This is a genomic window from Streptomyces sp. 7N604 (genome assembly GCF_052245475.1).
Lineage (GTDB): Bacteria > Actinomycetota > Actinomycetes > Streptomycetales > Streptomycetaceae > Streptomyces.
Window position 1 is genome coordinate 90899 of sequence record NZ_JBQQBX010000010.1, and the last position, 16228, is coordinate 107126.

At 65.2% G+C, this 16228-nt stretch carries 12 protein-coding genes; 5 read left to right on the top strand and 7 right to left on the bottom strand.

Translation table 11 applies throughout. From position 1 onward, the window contains the following. The first annotated feature begins 424 nt into the window (after positions 1-424). From ACTWP8_RS13055 to ACTWP8_RS13075, 5 genes are all read left to right on the top strand, one after another. Complete coding sequence (locus ACTWP8_RS13055; protein WP_443322305.1) at positions 425-5005, top strand: DUF6531 domain-containing protein; 4581 nt, start codon at positions 425-427, stop codon at positions 5003-5005. Continuing rightward, positions 5002-5583, top strand: coding sequence for a hypothetical protein (locus tag ACTWP8_RS13060; RefSeq protein ID WP_443322306.1), 582 nt, complete (start codon positions 5002-5004; stop codon positions 5581-5583). The genes ACTWP8_RS13055 and ACTWP8_RS13060 overlap by 4 nt, the downstream gene beginning before the upstream one ends. Positions 5584-5680: 97 nt before the next feature. Continuing rightward, positions 5681-5953 carry an SUKH-3 domain-containing protein gene (locus tag ACTWP8_RS13065; RefSeq protein WP_443322398.1) on the top strand — a complete coding sequence of 91 codons (273 nt, stop codon included), beginning with the start codon at positions 5681-5683 and terminating at the stop codon, positions 5951-5953. A gap of 575 nt (positions 5954-6528) precedes the next feature. Beyond that, a complete protein-coding gene (locus ACTWP8_RS13070; RefSeq protein ID WP_443322307.1) occupies positions 6529-7188 on the top strand; it encodes a hypothetical protein in 660 nt (219 codons plus the stop codon). Further along, positions 7176-8204 carry a hypothetical protein gene (locus ACTWP8_RS13075; RefSeq protein WP_443322308.1) on the top strand — a complete coding sequence of 343 codons (1029 nt, stop codon included), beginning with the start codon at positions 7176-7178 and terminating at the stop codon, positions 8202-8204. Before ACTWP8_RS13070 ends, ACTWP8_RS13075 begins: the two co-directional genes overlap by 13 nt. 52 nt (positions 8205-8256) lie before the next feature. Here the strand turns inward: ACTWP8_RS13075 and ACTWP8_RS13080 are convergent, their stop codons facing one another. From ACTWP8_RS13080 to ACTWP8_RS13110, 7 genes are all read right to left on the bottom strand, one after another. Then, positions 8257-9282, bottom strand: a complete 1026-nt coding sequence (locus tag ACTWP8_RS13080; RefSeq protein WP_443322309.1) for an NAD-dependent epimerase/dehydratase family protein — start codon at positions 9280-9282, stop codon at positions 8257-8259. Beyond that, entirely contained in the window at positions 9273-10073 is an 801-nt protein-coding gene (locus tag ACTWP8_RS13085; RefSeq protein ID WP_443322310.1) for a phosphotransferase, read from the bottom strand. The genes ACTWP8_RS13080 and ACTWP8_RS13085 overlap by 10 nt, the downstream gene beginning before the upstream one ends. A gap of 85 nt (positions 10074-10158) precedes the next feature. Beyond that, a complete protein-coding gene (locus tag ACTWP8_RS13090) occupies positions 10159-10674 on the bottom strand; it encodes a topology modulation protein (RefSeq protein ID WP_443322311.1) in 516 nt (171 codons plus the stop codon). 30 nt (positions 10675-10704) lie between these two features. Further along, positions 10705-11739: a glycosyltransferase family protein gene (locus ACTWP8_RS13095; RefSeq protein ID WP_443322312.1), complete on the bottom strand. Its 1035-nt coding sequence runs from the start codon at positions 11737-11739 to the stop codon at positions 10705-10707. Then, a complete protein-coding gene (locus ACTWP8_RS13100) occupies positions 11736-13445 on the bottom strand; it encodes a carbamoyltransferase family protein (protein WP_443322313.1) in 1710 nt (569 codons plus the stop codon). The genes ACTWP8_RS13095 and ACTWP8_RS13100 overlap by 4 nt, the downstream gene beginning before the upstream one ends. Beyond that, positions 13442-14407 (bottom strand): thymidylate synthase, encoded by a 966-nt coding sequence (locus ACTWP8_RS13105; RefSeq protein ID WP_443322314.1) that lies wholly within the window; start codon positions 14405-14407, stop codon positions 13442-13444. The genes ACTWP8_RS13100 and ACTWP8_RS13105 overlap by 4 nt, the downstream gene beginning before the upstream one ends. Beyond that, the gene (locus tag ACTWP8_RS13110) at positions 14404-16029 is read right to left on the bottom strand and encodes a hypothetical protein (protein ID WP_443322315.1); all 1626 of its coding nucleotides are present in this window, start codon (positions 16027-16029) and stop codon (positions 14404-14406) included. Before ACTWP8_RS13110 ends, ACTWP8_RS13105 begins: the two co-directional genes overlap by 4 nt. Between the last annotated feature and the right edge of the window lie 199 nt (positions 16030-16228).

Here is a 16228-nt window from a genome sequence, read left to right on the forward strand (position 1 = left end):
TGGGACCCGCGTTCCGTTCAGCGTACTCGCCCGGCCACTCAGGGCAACCGGCCCACGAGGCAGGCGGACGATGTTGCCGTGCTCAACACTGAGGCTGTTCAAACGAGAAGATTCGGCCGTTCCTGTCTGACCGATCTCACATTCACGACATGCGAGCCCAAGCCGCAGTCACGACGTGATCAAGGCATCGTGCGCTGAAGCTCTCGCATCGCGGGGCGGTGCGTCCCTTCAGACGTGGCTCCCCCTGACCATGACGCGCGGATTCAGGTGCTCCCCGGCCTGACGAAGTGCCTCCTGTCGTCTCGTCAGGCGTATCAACTAGATTCATACGCCTATAGGTTGCGGTCATGTCGTGCGACGGGGGTTGTTCGGGGTGGGGAATCGGCCGACGGATTGGCATGTCCTTGACCTGGAGTCGGATCCGGTGCCGGGGGATCCGGAGCGGGTCAAGGGGCTGGCGCGGAGGCTGCACGACTTCGCCGACGATGTCGGGGACGCGCTGCGGCAGATCAAGGGCATGGCCGAGGACGATGCGCTGCTGAGGTGGGCGGGAAAGTCTGCGGACGCCTTCACCGCGGAGTTCGAGGACGTTCCCAAGAATCTGCGGAAGCTGAAGAAGTCCTATGACTTGGCCGGGGACGCGTTGGCGGCGTACTGGCCGGAGCTGGAGAAGGCGCAGGACGACTCCCGGCGCGCGCTGGAGAAGGGCCGGGAGGCCCGTCGCGACCTCTCGACCGCCAACACCCGCCTGGAGTCGGCGAACGACTGGGTGGACCGGGCGGGGAAGAAGGCCAAGGAGTACGAGGACGCGGGCAAGAAGAAGGACATCCCGCCGCCGGATGAGAAGGAGGTCCGCGCAGCCACCCGCAACGCCACGCACGCCAAGGACGCCCAGCAGTCCGCGCAAACGGCCGTCGACAACGCGCAGTCGGCGCTGGATGCGGCCAAGAAGATGGCCGCGGATGCGAAGAAGCTGCGGGAGACGGCGGCGGAGAAGGCGAAGAAGAAGCTGGAAGAGGCCTCCGACGCCGGGATTCAGAACCGCAGTTGGTGGGAGGAGGCCGTCGACTGGGTCTCCGATAACTGGGACACCATTGTCGCGGTCTGCAAGGTCGTCGTCGCGATCGTCGGCATCATCGCCATGATCATCGGCGGGCCGATCCTCGGCGCGATCGTCCTGATCGCCGCCCTCGTCGTTCTTGCCGACACCCTCCATAAGTACGCCAACGGTCAAGCCACGCTCTGGGATGTGGCATTCGCGGCGCTGGACTGCATCCCGGGTATGAAGGGCCTGACCACCCTTGGCGGGCTGGCCAAGGGACTCAAGAGCCTTGGCACGGTTGGCCTGAAGGGCATGGCCAAGGGGCTGGGCAAGAGCCTGAACTCCCTGCGCAAGGGCGCAGACGATGCGATCGGCAAGAGTAAGCCGACCAAGGTTCGGTGCAAGGGCGGAGACCCGATCGACATGGTCTCCGGCGAAATGCTTATGGAAGAGACCGACGTCGAGCTCCCCGGCTTGCTCCCGCTCGTCCTGCGCCGTACCCACCTGTCCACCTACCGGTGGGGCCGCTGGTTTGGCGAATCCTGGGCCTCCACGCTCGACGAGCGACTCGAACTCGACAACGACGGGGCACTGTTCGCCACCGAAGACGGCATGATCCTTGTGTACCCCGTCCCAGGACCGGGCGCATCGGTCTTGCCGCTTGAGGGACCGCGGTGGCCCCTCGACTGGGACGGCTCGCCCGGCGCACCCATACGCATCACTGACCCACAGACCGGCCATACCCGTCACTTCGCCCCGCTGGCCAAGACCGCGTCCGCTGACAGTGCGTTCACGATGCCCCTCGCCGCAATATCCGACCGCAACGGCCACCGTATCGACTTTGACCGGGACGAATCCGGCACCCCCACCGCGGTCCGCCACTCCGGCGGCTACCACATCCACATCGATACCGAAGACGACCGCATCACCCGCCTGCGCTTGGCCAACCCCGAGGGCGGGCCCGAAGGCACCACCCTCCTGCGTTACGGCTACAACACCGAGGGCCACCTCACCGAGGTCTACAACTCCTCCGGTCTCCCCTTCAAGCTGACCTACGACGACCGGGCCCGCATCACGTCCTGGACCGACCGCAACGATTCCTGGTACCGCTTCACCTACGACGACCAGGACCGATGCATCCGCGGCGAAGGCGCCGAAGGCTTCCTTTCCTGCACCATCACGTACGACACCGAAAACCGGGAAACGCGCTACACGAACTCCCTAGGCCATACCACCACATGTCGCTACAACGAGCTTCGCCAGCTCGCAGCTATTACTGACCCTCTGGGGAACACCAGGCGTAATGAGTGGAATCGTCGCAATCAACTCCTGTCCCAGAACGACGCGCTTGGCCACACGGTGCGTTATGAATACAACGGGGCAGGTTGCCTTACCGGCATCATTCGCCAGGACGGCTCCTCGGCAAAGGCCGTGTACAACGACGCGCAGTTGCCCGTGGAAATACATGAGCCAGGAGGGAAAATCTGGCGTCATGTCTACGATGAGCGGGGCAATCGCACTCTCACTGTCAGCCCATCGGGAGCCGAGACCCGGTTCACTTATGACAAGCACGGGAACTTGACCTCCGTTTCCGATTCAATTGGCGGAAGTCAGCAGATCAGCTGCAATGCGGCGGGACTCCCTGTAAAAATAATCGACCCCTTGGGCAATGTCACGAGCGTCGCGCGCGATGCCTTCGGCCGCATATCAAATATCAGTGATCCGCTAGGCCATACCGTCAACTTGAACTGGACCACGGAAGGTAGGCTAGTACAGCGCCAGATCGGTGATGACCCCGCTGAGATATGGGAATGGGATGGGGAGGGAAACCTTCTCGCCCACACCGACAGAGTCGGCCAAACCATTCGTTACACATTCACTCACTTCGACAAGCCAACATCGCGAATCACGCATGATGGTTCGCGGTATAGCTTCACATACGACACCGAACTTCGGTTGATCGGCATAACGAATCCGCAGGGATTGACGTGGTCGTACGACCACGATGCATCGGGCCTACGGATTTCGGAGACAGACTTCAATGGCCGTCTAACGCAGTATGGCCGCGATGGTGCAGGGCGACTGACCTCCCGGACCAATGGCGCAGGTCAGCGAATCAATTACGTTCTCGACTGTCTTGGCCGGACCAGGAAGACGGTCGTCGATGGCAAGACCACCGCAGGATTTGTGTACGACGCGGCGGGACAATTGGTCCAGGCAGCCAATCCCGACAGCACGGTCACCATCGAGCGGGATGGGCTGGGGCGCATCCTGGCCGAGACGGTCAACGGCCGCACTATGCGATACACCTACGACGAACTCGGCCGTCGCAGCAGTCGTCTCACCCCTGCCAATGTCATGTCCGAATGGTCCTATGATCCAGACGGACGCCCGACGTCTCTCCAGACCAATACCGGCAGGCTGGAATTCTCATACGATGCGGCGGGGCGCGAAATCCGACGCCGATGGGGAGACCGGGTGGCGCTGTCCCAGGAGTGGGACATGGCGAACCGGCTTGTCGCCCAGACTGTTTCAGCGCTCGACTCCGATCTCGAGAGTGTGCGCCAAGAGACGCTGATCGAGCACCGCAGCTATTCATATCGACCGGACGGGTTCCTCACGCAGATCCGTGAACTCTCCACGGGCGTGCAAGAGCATGTGCTTGACCACCACGGTCGAGTTACAGCTGCTCATGCCCACGGGCAGGTCGAACGGTACGCCTACGACGATACCGGCAATTTGATTCATGCAGATGCACCGGAACGGCGGAGCGTTGGCGATATTGAATATGCTGGCACCTTGATACGTCGTGATTCCCGCACGAGGTTCGACCACGACGCGCAGGGACGGCTCGTTCGCAAGACCCGCCGACTGCTCAATGGCCAGTCACGCACATGGACGTTCACCTGGAGCGCGGAGGATCGCCTCACAGGAGTGGAGACGCCCGACGGTCAGCGATGGCGGTACGCCTATGACCCGCTTGGTCGTCGAATCGCGAAGGAGCTCCTTGATGAAGAAGGGAACATCAAGGACCAGATTACTTTCGTCTGGGACGGCACGCGGCTGGCCGAGCAGACCACCGGCCACAAGCACACCACGTGGGACTATGTTCCTGGCACTCACCGACCCCTGGCTCAGATGGAGCAAGGGACGAAAGCAGGCGGCAACGAGCCATACCCCGAGTCCGACCTGAATGAACTCAGTCAGTCTGAAATCGACGCCCGCTACTACGCCATCGTCTCAGACCTCGTGGGAACACCCACCGAACTGGTTTCGTCCAGCGGTGAAGTTGTGTGGAAGCAGTGTCGTACGGTATGGGGGCTGCCGATTGGGGGATCCCATGCAACCCGGCCCGTGGATTGCCCCCTGCGTTTTCCGGGACAGTACCACGATCCCGAAACCGGTCTGCACTACAACTACTTCCGTTATTACGATCCCGAGTTCGCCCGCTACGTAACCCCGGATCCACTGGGGCTTGAGCCCGCCCCCAATCATTACGGCTATGTCAACAACCCGAGCACTTGGGCCGACCCCGGCGGACTGGCTCCAACCGAATGCACGACCACCATTTACCGTCGTCAAACAGATCATCCGGACAGCCGAAGGCTGGAACTTGATGAAAACGGCAACGTTACTATCAACGGTGACGGGCGGCTGTACCTCAACATGAGCGGGGACGTCACCCCTTCTCTCAACTTCAGAGGCGGCGACGGGTACATAGTAGCCTTCGACGTTCCCACATCCTACGTAGACAGGGTCCGAGACCTCGCCCTACCCCAACGGATGCCTCGCGGCATGGGCCTCAGCCCAAGAGAGTATCGTCATCTGCGTGCCGAGAGGCCGGAGATTTCTGATCCACACGTAAGTCCGGACCTTTACGGCATACCCCCTAATATGCTGGATGAGTTGCAGAACGGCGTCATCATCGAGGGTTCGGGGCGGATCATCGGAGGAAGAAGTTGACAGACACGCGCTTCGAGAACGAGTTGCTCAGGCTCACTGCTGCTCCGCCTGCCATGGGCAGTGCAGTCCATTCATTGGGCGTATTCGAAGTCGAAGTTGAGGGGTCCCTCGATCAGTACGCCTCCAGAGTTCGGGAGGCGCTCGCAGGCGCCGTGGGGATTGCCAAAAATTACAGCTTCGATGTCGATGAGCTCCCGTCGGAGCCTCTTCCCCATTGGCTTGTACAGATCAGCTCGCAGCGTGATAAGCATGCGCCTGAATCCGGTAGCAACAGCTTCAGCGAGCGTGGCGCCCAGCAGTACGAGTCGATGCGCGGGGAGGACAGATGGGATCTGCAGGAGTGGATCTCTTGCTTCGATCCTCAGCTACGGTACTGGTCTTGGTGGGATATCACGCGTAGTACAGATACGAGTGTGAAGATTTGGATCGACACCCGCGGTGAGGCTGTGGTGGGCTGCGAGGAACTGCGTTGGATCATCTTCGTCGCTGGTGCATGTTCGCTCAGCGAAATGGAACTTACAAAGGGAAGCGCGTGGTCGCCAGAGGCCTCATTGGGGTGGGGAACCGCCGACGCTTGAATCAATCCGGAATTGCGACGATACCTGACCTGACGTGTAGGCGACGTCCGGCAGCGCTGGTCCGCGCTCACTGACCGCGGTTGGGGCTGGCCGGCTGATACCCCGGGCCTCCGATGCCCACCGCGGAGTGGAACGCGTCCTGCACGAGAGCGACGAAGGCTTCGAGATCCACCAAGCCACACGACGGTTCATCACCGAGTTCGGCGGCCTGGAGATCAACCAGCAGGGCCCGGGTAAAACGATGGCCTGGTCAGCGAGCTGGGAGAGGAAGGCAGCCGCGTCATCCCATGGGCTACCACGGAGAACGGAGAGTTCGTCTTCTGGCTCGCTCGTCCGGGACAGGACCCCGGCACCTGGACAGTTATGGTGAACGACAGCCGCGGCCCCGAGTGGGAACACCACCACATGAGCTGCACAAGCTTCTTGGTCGCAGTCCTCGAGGTGGACGCGCGCTCGGAATCTTCTGGGAACTCGGCCGCAGAGCACGAATTCCGTCCAAGTGCGACTTCCGGTGACATCATTTCCAGGCTTCGCTTCAAAGCGCTCAGCAGGCTTCGACGTTTCACGGCAGTCGGTTCGCGCGCGGTCGTCCGTCGCGCCCCGACCCAGGGGGTGATGTACTTGTCACGGTCGTGATGCGCCGACGGCTCAGCCGGGTGAGCGAGGGCCATGAACCTCTGTTCGCTCCCCCCTCGGCCGCCGGGCCCCGTCCTGGCCTTCACGTGCCCTTCCGGTGCTCCGGGGCGGATCGCCCAGCGTCCTGATTTGATCGCGATAGAACAGGCGCAAAATGGGGTGAATTGCTGCCAGTTCATCCAGGCCGAGGTGGGTACCACCCGAGCGCATCGACGTGATTTGGCCAGAGCGATACGGACTGCGCAAGGCTCGCTACGGAACTGACACGTGTGTGCAGTAGCGTAACCACGCCATTCAGCCTTAGGGAGCATGGAGTTGAAGTTGCAACAGCGCACGCTGACAGCCACGGCCGCCTTGTTCGCAGCCGCTACCCTCACCCTGACAGGGTGCAGCAGCGGCGAGGAGAAGGGCGACGGGAAGATCGCCGGCGCGGAGGAGAAGAGCAGCGAGCCGTCCCCGTCGCCCTCGTCTCAGTCAGGTTCGGTGAGCCGCCCGAAATTCAAGCTTCCGTCTGACCTGTCCTACAACTTTGACTGGGCCAAGACTGGCAACCAGGACAAAGACGCTGTCCTTGCTGACACCGAGCAGATGATCAAAGCCGTGGACATGGCCATCGCCGAGCAGAACCCCACGCACGAGGCATACCTCTTCTACACCGAGGGGACGGCAGCTGCCGGAAGCCAGGAGTTCATCCAGTCGTTCGTCGACAACAAGAACCGCATCACCGGGACCAAGAGGTTCTACAACGCCCGAGCCGAGGTCAAGAAGGACAAGACCGCCTCTCTAGTTTACTGCGAGGACCAGCGCAAGGCGTACAACAAGAGCCTCAAGACGGGGAAGACCAGCGTGACGAAGCCGTCGAAGGACGACTTCGTCATCTATGCCAGCCGACTTCGCGCAAACGATCAAGGCGTCTGGGTCACGGAAGAGTTGACGTCTCAGAGGGGGAGTTCCGAATGCCAGGCCTGAGCCTGAAGCGCCCCACCGCCTTAGGCTTTGCCGCCTCCGTGGCAACAGTCCTGCTCACAGCAGGTCCGGCGTGGGCCGGTTACGGAAACGGAGGAGCCACGAACGGGGGCAAGGCCAAAACTTCCGGCGACGCCGAGGAAGACGGCACGCTCTCTGCCGCAGTCGTCTACGACCGCTCGAAAAACGGATCCGGGGGTCGCGCCGGCGCGCCTGCCCCGGTCGGGACCTGGTCGCCGCCGGCCTGCTGGTATGCGCCCAGGTACACGCCGGAGCAGTTCAAGAAGTACAAGGAGAAGATTTGGGAGGTGGAGTCCAGCAGTCCTCAGTGGGACTTTGAGGAGCGCAAGCGGTACGTCAACGGCGGACCGTACAAGAACTTCAACCTGGATAAGTCCGGCAAGGGCTACTGGTGGGACTCCTACTCTGCCCCCAACTACCCGCCTGGGTGGGACAAGTGCACCAAGCCGCCCTTCTGGGTCGACAAGGGCGACCCGCCACCGGCCGACACCCCAGAGGCCGTCACGCCCGAGATCCTCGCCCAGCTCGCCTACGCCGAGATACGCGTGCCCGACACGGAGGTTCAGCTCAACCCCGAGGGCGCGACGAAGGTCAACCTGCCTACCTGGGCCTGGCTGGACAACGCGGAGTTCAAGCCCGTCTCGGTCACCGCATCCGTCCCCGTTCTCAACATCCAGGCGACCACAACGGCGGAACCGGTCTCCCTTCGCATTGAACCGGGCACCAAGGATGCGGAAACCTACCCCGCCTCCGGCGAGTGCCCGATCAAGGACGGGCGCATCGGCCAGCCCTACACCAAAGGCCATTCCGACGACGATCCGCCCTGCGGCGTGAAGTACCTCCGTTCCAGCGGCGACAGCACCTACCCGCTCAAAGCAACCATCACCTGGAAGATCCACTGGACCGGCACCGGCACGGACGGCGGCCAGCTTCCCGATGGACAATTCGGCACCACGCAAGACGTCACCGTCGAAGAGGTCCAAGCGATCAACCGATAACCAACCGCCGCACGCGCAACGGGGAGGCTACGGCGTGGGCGACAAGCTACGGCTACGGGCTAACACCGGGCACAGGCATGGCCGGGTCGTGAGTATCTCTGTGCGTGCGGAGGTGGTGGAGCTGCTGTTCCGTGCCTGTGGTCAGGTCGACTTCGGGTTTCCAACTGAGGAGGCCGCCAGCTCGTGAATTGTCGGCAAGCGTGCCCGGAACGTCGCCTGCGCGGGCTTTCGAGCGTATGACGGGTACGGGGCGGCCGGTGAGCTGCTGGGCGATGGCGAGGATGTCGCTGATCGAGCGGTTTGAGCCGACACCGATGTTGATCACGGTGTTGGTCACAGGCGCGGTAGCGGCCCTGATCGTGGCGCGGACTGCATCTGCGACGTAGGTGAAGTCCCGTCGCTGGTCGTCGTCGCCGAAGAGGTGGAGGGGCGTCTGGTACAGGGCGGCGGTCAGGGCGCGGTGGATGAGCATGTCGGTGCGCTGGCGGGGGCCGTACACCGTGAAGTATCGGAGGGCGACGACGCTGGTCGCTGAACTCGGCCGGGCGGTGTGGGCCAGACAGAGCTGCTCGGCGGCGAGCTTGGTGATGGCGTACGGCGACGCCGGCCGGGGACGATCCGTCTCGGCGCTGGGAGAACCGTCAGTCGGGCCGTAGACGCTGGATGACGAGGCGAGGACCACCCGGGGGATCTTGAGGCGGGTCGCGGCGTTCATGACGCGCTGTACAGCCTGGATGTTGGCGGCCACGTAAGCGTCGAAGTTCGGGCCCCAGGAAGGGCGTACTCCGGGAAGTGCGGCGAGGTGGAAGACCACATCGGCGTCCAGCAGCAAGCGTTCCATGGGGCAGTCCAGCAAGTCAGCCGTAATCGGAACGAAGTTGGGGAAGCCCGTGAATTCGGCGAAATTGGCGGCGGCAGCCGGGTCGCTGTCCATAGTGCGGCGGTCGATGCCGATCACCGTGACGCCGGTATGGAGGAGAGCCTTGGTGAGGTGGGAGCCGATGAAGCCGGCGGATCCGGTGACGACGACGCGGCGTAGTCCGGTGAGCGCAGGGGCGGCGGCTTCTATCAGCGGCACGGTTGCCTCCAAAGGCGAGAGCGATTCGGGGAGGTGTGTGAAGACGCGGTGGGACGTAGGCACGTCCAAGGCCAGCGGTAGCCGCCTCTGCCGACGTAGGGAGCAGTGAGGACGCCGTGGAGGTCGGCGTACCGGAGGAGCCGCGGCAGGGTCGTGCCGTCAAGCTCGCGGTCGTGCGATGCTGCGGCTGCGTTGTAGGCGGCAAGAGCCTGAGCGATGTGGTCGGCCGGGGGTGCCCCGTGCGTCATGGCCAGGGTGACGACGAGTTTCGCGAGGTCGTAGCCGAAGGGGGCGAGCGAAAGGTCGTCGGTGTCGAGCGTCACTGGCCGGCGGTCGGGAGTGATCAGGATGTTGCGTGGATTGGTGTCCTTGTAGAATGCGGCGGGACCCGTGGTGCCGTGATGGAGGAGGCCGAGGGCCTCGTCGAGGTCCTGGGCCATGGCGATGTGGCCGTCACGGAAGCGCTGGCGCAGGGCGGTTACTCGGAGCCCGACAAAATCAGGGATGACGTGGCCGTCGCATACGTACACCGCCGTGAGCCGGGCCCCGTGGAGGCCTGCGCACCACGCTGAACCATGCGCGTCCCCAAGGTGGGCAGCGAGCATCACGAGGTCGCGGGGCTTCGCATGTCGGCCGTTGATCCACTCGAATTCCAGCTCGGTGGAGCGGGAGCTGAGGATTCGCGGCAGGGCGAAGGGCTGGGCGTGGGAGGTGAGCCACAAGTGGTTGCGCTGAGCTCTCACGCGGGCCGCAACGCTCGCGTACGGCTTGACGAAGGTCTGCCGCATCATGAGCGGCGGCCAACGTGTGTGTCCACGGCATGCGTTGCTGCGGAAACCATGGCCGATGCACAGTCCGGCAAGCGCCTCCCGGACGTCAGCTCAGCCTGGCTGCCGTTTCCTTCAACCACTTTCGTGCGTGCTGACGGCTGGTGAGCAGGACGACCTCGGCGTGGTCCCTGGCGAAGTCGTCGATCTTCTTCAGAACGCGTGGGCGCATCGTGCGGCGGTAGGACAGGACGTAGCGGATCACGCCCATGTGGATCCGGTTGTAGATCCCGTTGTCCTTGTTCTGGCCGCGGCCATGTCGGAGCTGGCGGGAAATGATGCCCCAGAGGCAGCTGCGCGTCGGCAGATCCATGAAGACCACAGTGTCGCAGGCTTCGAGCCGCACCTGGAGCGTGGAGTTGTAGTTGCCGTCGATCACCCAGCTCGGTGCGCTCACCAGCTCGCGCTGCAGGGCCTCGAACTTCTCCTTCGGCAGTTGATTCCATTCGTCGTCGTAATAGGCGGCATCCAAGTGCGTCACCGGCGCCCCGAGCAAGCGGCCCAGCTCCCGCGCGACGTATGACTTGCCGCTGCCTCCGCAGCCGACGATGGCGACCTTCTTCATGGCGCTCCAGCGTAGTGAGGACGGGCAGCCTCATCGGGCGGCCCCGCGGGTGACGAGGGTGTCCAGGACGGAGTCGAGCGTTCGGATCTGTTCGCTCAGCCGGAAGAGCTTGAGCCGGTCGACACATTCGGCAAGCAGTTGAGCGTGTGCCGGGGTGCCGGCCTGCGCGCGGAGCTCCCGGAGCTTGCCGATGACATCGGAGCCGTCGCGGACGAGCAGCGGCTCCGGGACGAAGTGGTGGGCGTGGCGTATCTCCGTCGGGCACAGCGGCAGACACCCGGCGAGTATGGCTTCGAAGATCCTCTGCGTCATCTGTCCTGCGCGGGCGTAGCTCGGCGGCAGGAGAAGCACGGTGGCCAGGGCCTTGGCATAGATGTCCATCGCCTCGTAAAAGCCGAGGCGACCGAGGAAGTTCACATGTGACCAGCGGTCGGCCTCCGGCCACTTGCCTGCCACGGCATGCGGGACGAGGGCTGCGGCTGGAGCGAAGTAGCGGTCGAACGCCTCGTCCCGGTCGTAGCGGTTGCCGACGTACGCCAGGCTGAGCGGGCGGTCGGCCGAGGCGAGCGTCGAGGGCGCCGCGCGGTCGAGCCGTGTGTCATCTACGGGGAAGAGCAGTGAGATCGCGCCCCGCGTCGGCGCGAGGGCTGCTTCGCACACGGCGACCCACGGGACCTGACGCCAGGAGTCGGTGGCGGGTAATCGCCGGTCCTTGTCCCAGATGATCGTCGGGATGCGGCTCCTGCGCGTGTAGTGCTGCAGCAGCTCATCCTGCCGGTGCAGGTCGCAGGTATGGCGCGGGCTGCCACACGGCGTTGCGTTGCGGCCAGGGATGGGCCAGCGCCACTCCAGGAACAGCACATCGATCTCGGGCAACCCAGCGTCGAAGTTGTAGTGGAGCATGTCGCCGGCTTCGAGCCGGTCGCGGTCGGCCTGGAGGAAGACGAGCTCGTGCCCGCGTCCCGCGAGGGCGTCGACCAGGGGGCGGCGGTGGCTGCGCCCTCCGTCGGGGGTGTCCACGACACCCGGGCCGAGAAAGCCCCAGAAGCTGTAGCCGATCTTCATTTGGTGACCCACCAATCCTCGAGAAGGAGCGCATCGAGCCCGGATTCGGTCAGGCAGGCCAGTGCCATGTCCGGCGTCCCGCAGATCGGCTTGCCCTTGATGTTGAGGGATGTGTTGATCAGTACCGGAACGCCTGTACGCAGCGCGAAGGCCTCGAGCGTCGCGTGAACGAGCGGATTCTGCTCAGGGGTGACGGTCTGGACGCGGGCGGTGCCGTTGGCGTGGACGATGGCGGGGATCTGCTCGCGGGCCTTGGCCGTGACCTGGGACGCCATCGACATGAACGGCGCCGCTTGCCCCAGCGAGAAGTACTCGCCTGCGCGCAGCGCCGGTACGACCGGTGCGAAGGGCCGGAACGGCTCCCGGAATTTCACCGTCGCGTTCAGCCTGTCCACGACGCCCTCGCTCAGCGGCGAAGCCAGGATGGAGCGGTTGCCCAGCGCGCGGGGACCGGCCTCCACCCGTCCCTGGAAGACGCCCACGATGCGGCCGCGCGCGAGCTGGCCGGCGAGGAAGTCGGCTCGGTCTTCGCCCAGCCGCCGCTTCTGGAGGCCCGGCCATCTGTCCCAGTCCACCTCGGCGGACGACCAGGACGGGCCGAGGTAGCACTGCCCCGCGATGCCGGTCAACGGCTCCTGACCAGCGAGCAGGTGAACGGCGACTGCCGCACCGATCGCGGTCCCGGAGTCCCCCGGAGCCGGGGGGACGAAGACCTCGTTAAAGAGGCCCTCCTCGATGATCCGGCCGATTCCGACGCAGTTGGCGGCCACACCGCCGCCCACACAGAGGCGGGCGGAGCCGGTCAGCCGACGGGCCGTACGTGCAAGGTGGACCAGCACGGTCTCCGTGCGTTCCTGCAGCGCGGCGGCGAGGTCCCGGTGGATCTGTTCGACGGGCTCATCCGGTCTGCGCAGTGGGCATGTGGCCGCGACGAACTGCGGAGTGACTCGTGCGGCTCCGGATTGCAGTGTCCTCGGCGGGAAGAGCGTGGGGTCGATGGCGAACCCGTCGGACGTGGTGCGCACCGCCTGGGCGAGGATCGCTCGGAATCGGGTCGGGTCTCCCCGCGCAGCCAGCGCCATGACGGTTCCCTCCTCGTCGCTGCGTCGCCAGCCGAGGTGCTGGGTGACCGCGCCGTACACGTAGCCGAGCGATGCCGGGTCGTGGATCGCGTGGAGGGCGCGGAGCCGTGAGCGTCCGGAGTCGTCATGGCGACCATGGGCGATCGTGGTGGTCTGGGTCTCGCCCAGGCTGTCCACGATCAGCACCGCAGCCTCGTCGAAGCCGGAGGCGGCGAAGGCGTAGGTCTGGTGAGCCCGGTGGTGCACGACGTGCTGGACCCGTGCGCGCGGGAACTTCCGTCCGAGGGCGCGTCCGCGCGTCACCGTCCGCATGGCCACGGTGGCGAAGCCCCGGGCTCGCGGAAGGGCCCGGGCCCTCGTCTGCCCAGAGCGGAGGAGAGCAGCGGCACTCGGGAGAGCCATGAGATACCGCGGTCCGGAGAAGTTGTAGGCCACCCTGTCGACGTCCCCGGGGCCGAGGTCGGTCTTCTGTAGGAGCCAGTGGACTGCGTGCTGTGGGTACTCCTTGGTGTGTTTCACCTGGGACAGGCGTTCCTCCTCGACGAATCCGACGAGCCGGCCGTCGACGAGCAGCGCTGCCGCGGAGTCGTGGGTATACGAGCACAGCCCAAGCACTGCGCTCATCGGCCGGCCCCCGTCGTGATCGCCCTCTTCCGACGATTCCGGAGGTGGGCGTACCAGCTGAGAAGAGCCGGGCCGAGTGGCGCAGGAATCTCTTCAGCGGCTCGCTCTGCACGTTCCAGCTCACCGTCCTTCCATAGCCGGTAGCTGTGCATCACATCGCCCATCGACGCCCACCCGGGGTGCTCCCCGAGGCTGCCACCGTGTCGCACGTGATCGAGGAGCCGGTCGAAGCTGTCCCAAGGAGTAACGAGCGGGAGCATCTCGGCGACCGGCCCGGGATCGCCGAGGGGCAGGCCAGCGGCCGCGGCCATATCCCGCTCGTAGACGTGCAGCGAGTCGACGTGGTGGTGGTACTCACCGAGCCGGGCGCCAACCCAGCCCGCCATCAGCTCGTGGAGCACGGTGGTGAAGAACATGTCGTACGGGAACCCGACCCACACGTCCTGGCTTCGCATGGAGGTGGACATGTGCAGCCGTCCGTCCCGCAGGTGGAAGCGGAACCCGAGCGTGCATGGGACGTCGCGGTGGCCGAGGGCGTCGCGGGCCGGGTCGTAGAGCTGGATTACGGCGCGGCGGGAGTGGGCGTCCTGGCGCAGAATGGCGATGACGCGGGCGAGCTGGTCGAGGCTGCCGCCCCAGCGGCGCATGCGCGGCCCGTACGCGCCACGCAGTACGCCATCGTCGGCGTACTGGCGCAACTGGGCGTTGTAGTCGAAGATCCACGGGTCGTCCGTGCCCATCAGGTGCCAGACCGTCTCGGCCACCGCGAATGCCGGGTTGACGATCCGGCCTGTCGGTAAGTGCAGCAGCCGGGCGCGGGGGCGGGTCAGGACGAGGTGGACGTTCAGGAGCTCGCGCGTCGGCATGCCACGCGGATGCGCCGCGTGTCCCGATCCGGCCGCGGCGCGTACGGCTGCTGAAAAAAGCTGGGCGACGCTGTCGCCCTCGAACGAGACGGTCATCGCTGATCCATTCCGTGTGACTGCGCGATGGCGGTGTTCTCGGCCAGCGCCTTGATGACGATGTCGGCGACGTCGATGGTGCTGCGGCCATCCCACAGGCAGATCGAGGCCTTGGCCGCGGCCGGAACCCGTACCGTCTGTGGTGTCTTGTCGATACGCGCGAGGGCCATGGTGATCTCCTCGCCGGAGGTGCAGCGCTGAGCGGCTCCGTACTCGGCGAGTTCGAGGGTGCGGGCTGCCGGGAGGGCGAGCTCCAGCACCGGAACGTCCAGGAGCATGGCCTCGATCCCGCACGTGGATGAGGCACTGATGAGCGCGTCCGCACCGGCCAGGCATCCGCGGGCTCCCACCTCGGGCGCGGCCACGGCTACGTCGGCGCTCCCGGTCGCGTCAAGCAGGGCGGTGAACGCGGTTGGGCTCTGCGCCGGATGCGGTGCGATCACCAGCCCCCAACGGCCGCCTGTGCGCCGGATCCCTGCCAGCAGGACATCGAGCTGGCCGAGTATGCGCTGCTCCCTGGACGGCTGGCATGCCCAGACCGCGATCCTCTGCGGCACGACACCGACCTCGTCCTTCAACACGCCTTCCAGGTAGGAGCGTTGTGGGCCACGGTTGGCCTTGGTGAGGGTGTCGAAGCGTGGCTGCCCGACGACGTAGCTGCGGGCATCGGGGCGCTGGGTCCACGTCCGCGCGGTGAAGACATCCCGCGCTCCCATGACAGCGATATGCCGGCAGTGCTGCGCACGCCACGGAACCTGTCCCTCCACCCACGCCCCATGCTGGACGTAGACCGTCTCGGCACCAGCGCGTTCGGCCGCACGGACGGCCAGGACGCCAAGCGGGCTGGTGTCGTTGCTGCACAGCAGTACGCCGGGGCGTACTTGCTCGAGTACGTGATCGAGCCAGCGCTCGACATGTGCCGCTGCTGTCCACGACGGCTGGGTACAGCCTGCACTGCGTGCGAGCACCTGCGTGGCGAGCTGCGCCACCCGGTCGAGCAAGACCTCGTGCCGCCCGATCACTACGGTGCGCTCGCTCCGTGACGCCTGCAGTTCCGTGACCGGAGGCCCACCGCTGTGGGCCAGCACTTCTCCTGGAAGGCGCGCCAGGCTGATGTCGGGGATAGGGACGTCGGGAAAGCGCTGGTCCGCCTCCGTGGCCAGGGCCATGACGGCACTAGGGACGCCCCGCGCGGCGAGCTCGACGAGCACCGGGAGCAACGTCTCGACGTGACGGGACGTCCAGGAGACGGCGCACACGGGAGATGCAGGGAGTTCTGGAGGGAGCACAGGGTTCTCGCGAGGTGGATTGCTCTGCTCGTCCGGGGGCCCTGGATTGCTAGACCCCAGCACGTAGGAGATGCCGGCCTCGGTCGCGTCGTAGGTGACGTAGCCGAAGGACGGGCTGCTGGTTGCGGCGACGAGGTCCGGCTGATCGCTCGCCGGTGGCACCTCACGCAGCGAATGCAGCCGCCTGACCATACGCATCATCAGCCGACGGATAGGGACCTGCTGCACCTGCAGCCAGCCGACCCCGCCGCGCGTGACGACCGCGCGGCCGTGTTCGTCCTCCAAGGCGAGCATCAGCGCATCGACATCACGCTCTACGGCGTTCGTGCTCATACCGAGCCCTTCGTGACGGTGCCTGGTGCGCTTGCGATGACGTCCGCTGCCAGGCGCTGTTTGCTGATCAAGAGGAGGCCTCCCGTGATCTGGCGTGAGGGCGGAACCCCGTACCAGCCGACGGGGATCACTGCGGGAATGACCGGCTGGTACGGGGCGCTGGTGGGCCATCTCCGCTGCGGTTTCTACGTGATCGCGT

Coding starts and splice junctions, on each gene's coding strand:
- ACTWP8_RS13070 (WP_443322307.1), top strand. CDS start 6,529: ATGGAGTTGAAGTTGCAACAGCGCACGCTGACAGCCACGGCCGCCTTG.
- ACTWP8_RS13075 (WP_443322308.1), top strand. CDS start 7,176: ATGCCAGGCCTGAGCCTGAAGCGCCCCACCGCCTTAGGCTTTGCCGCC.
- ACTWP8_RS13085 (WP_443322310.1), bottom strand. CDS start 10,073: ATGATGCGGCAGACCTTCGTCAAGCCGTACGCGAGCGTTGCGGCCCGC.
- ACTWP8_RS13090 (WP_443322311.1), bottom strand. CDS start 10,674: ATGAAGAAGGTCGCCATCGTCGGCTGCGGAGGCAGCGGCAAGTCATAC.
- ACTWP8_RS13095 (WP_443322312.1), bottom strand. CDS start 11,739: ATGAAGATCGGCTACAGCTTCTGGGGCTTTCTCGGCCCGGGTGTCGTG.
- ACTWP8_RS13100 (WP_443322313.1), bottom strand. CDS start 13,445: ATGAGCGCAGTGCTTGGGCTGTGCTCGTATACCCACGACTCCGCGGCA.
- ACTWP8_RS13105 (WP_443322314.1), bottom strand. CDS start 14,407: ATGACCGTCTCGTTCGAGGGCGACAGCGTCGCCCAGCTTTTTTCAGCA.
- ACTWP8_RS13110 (WP_443322315.1), bottom strand. CDS start 16,029: ATGAGCACGAACGCCGTAGAGCGTGATGTCGATGCGCTGATGCTCGCC.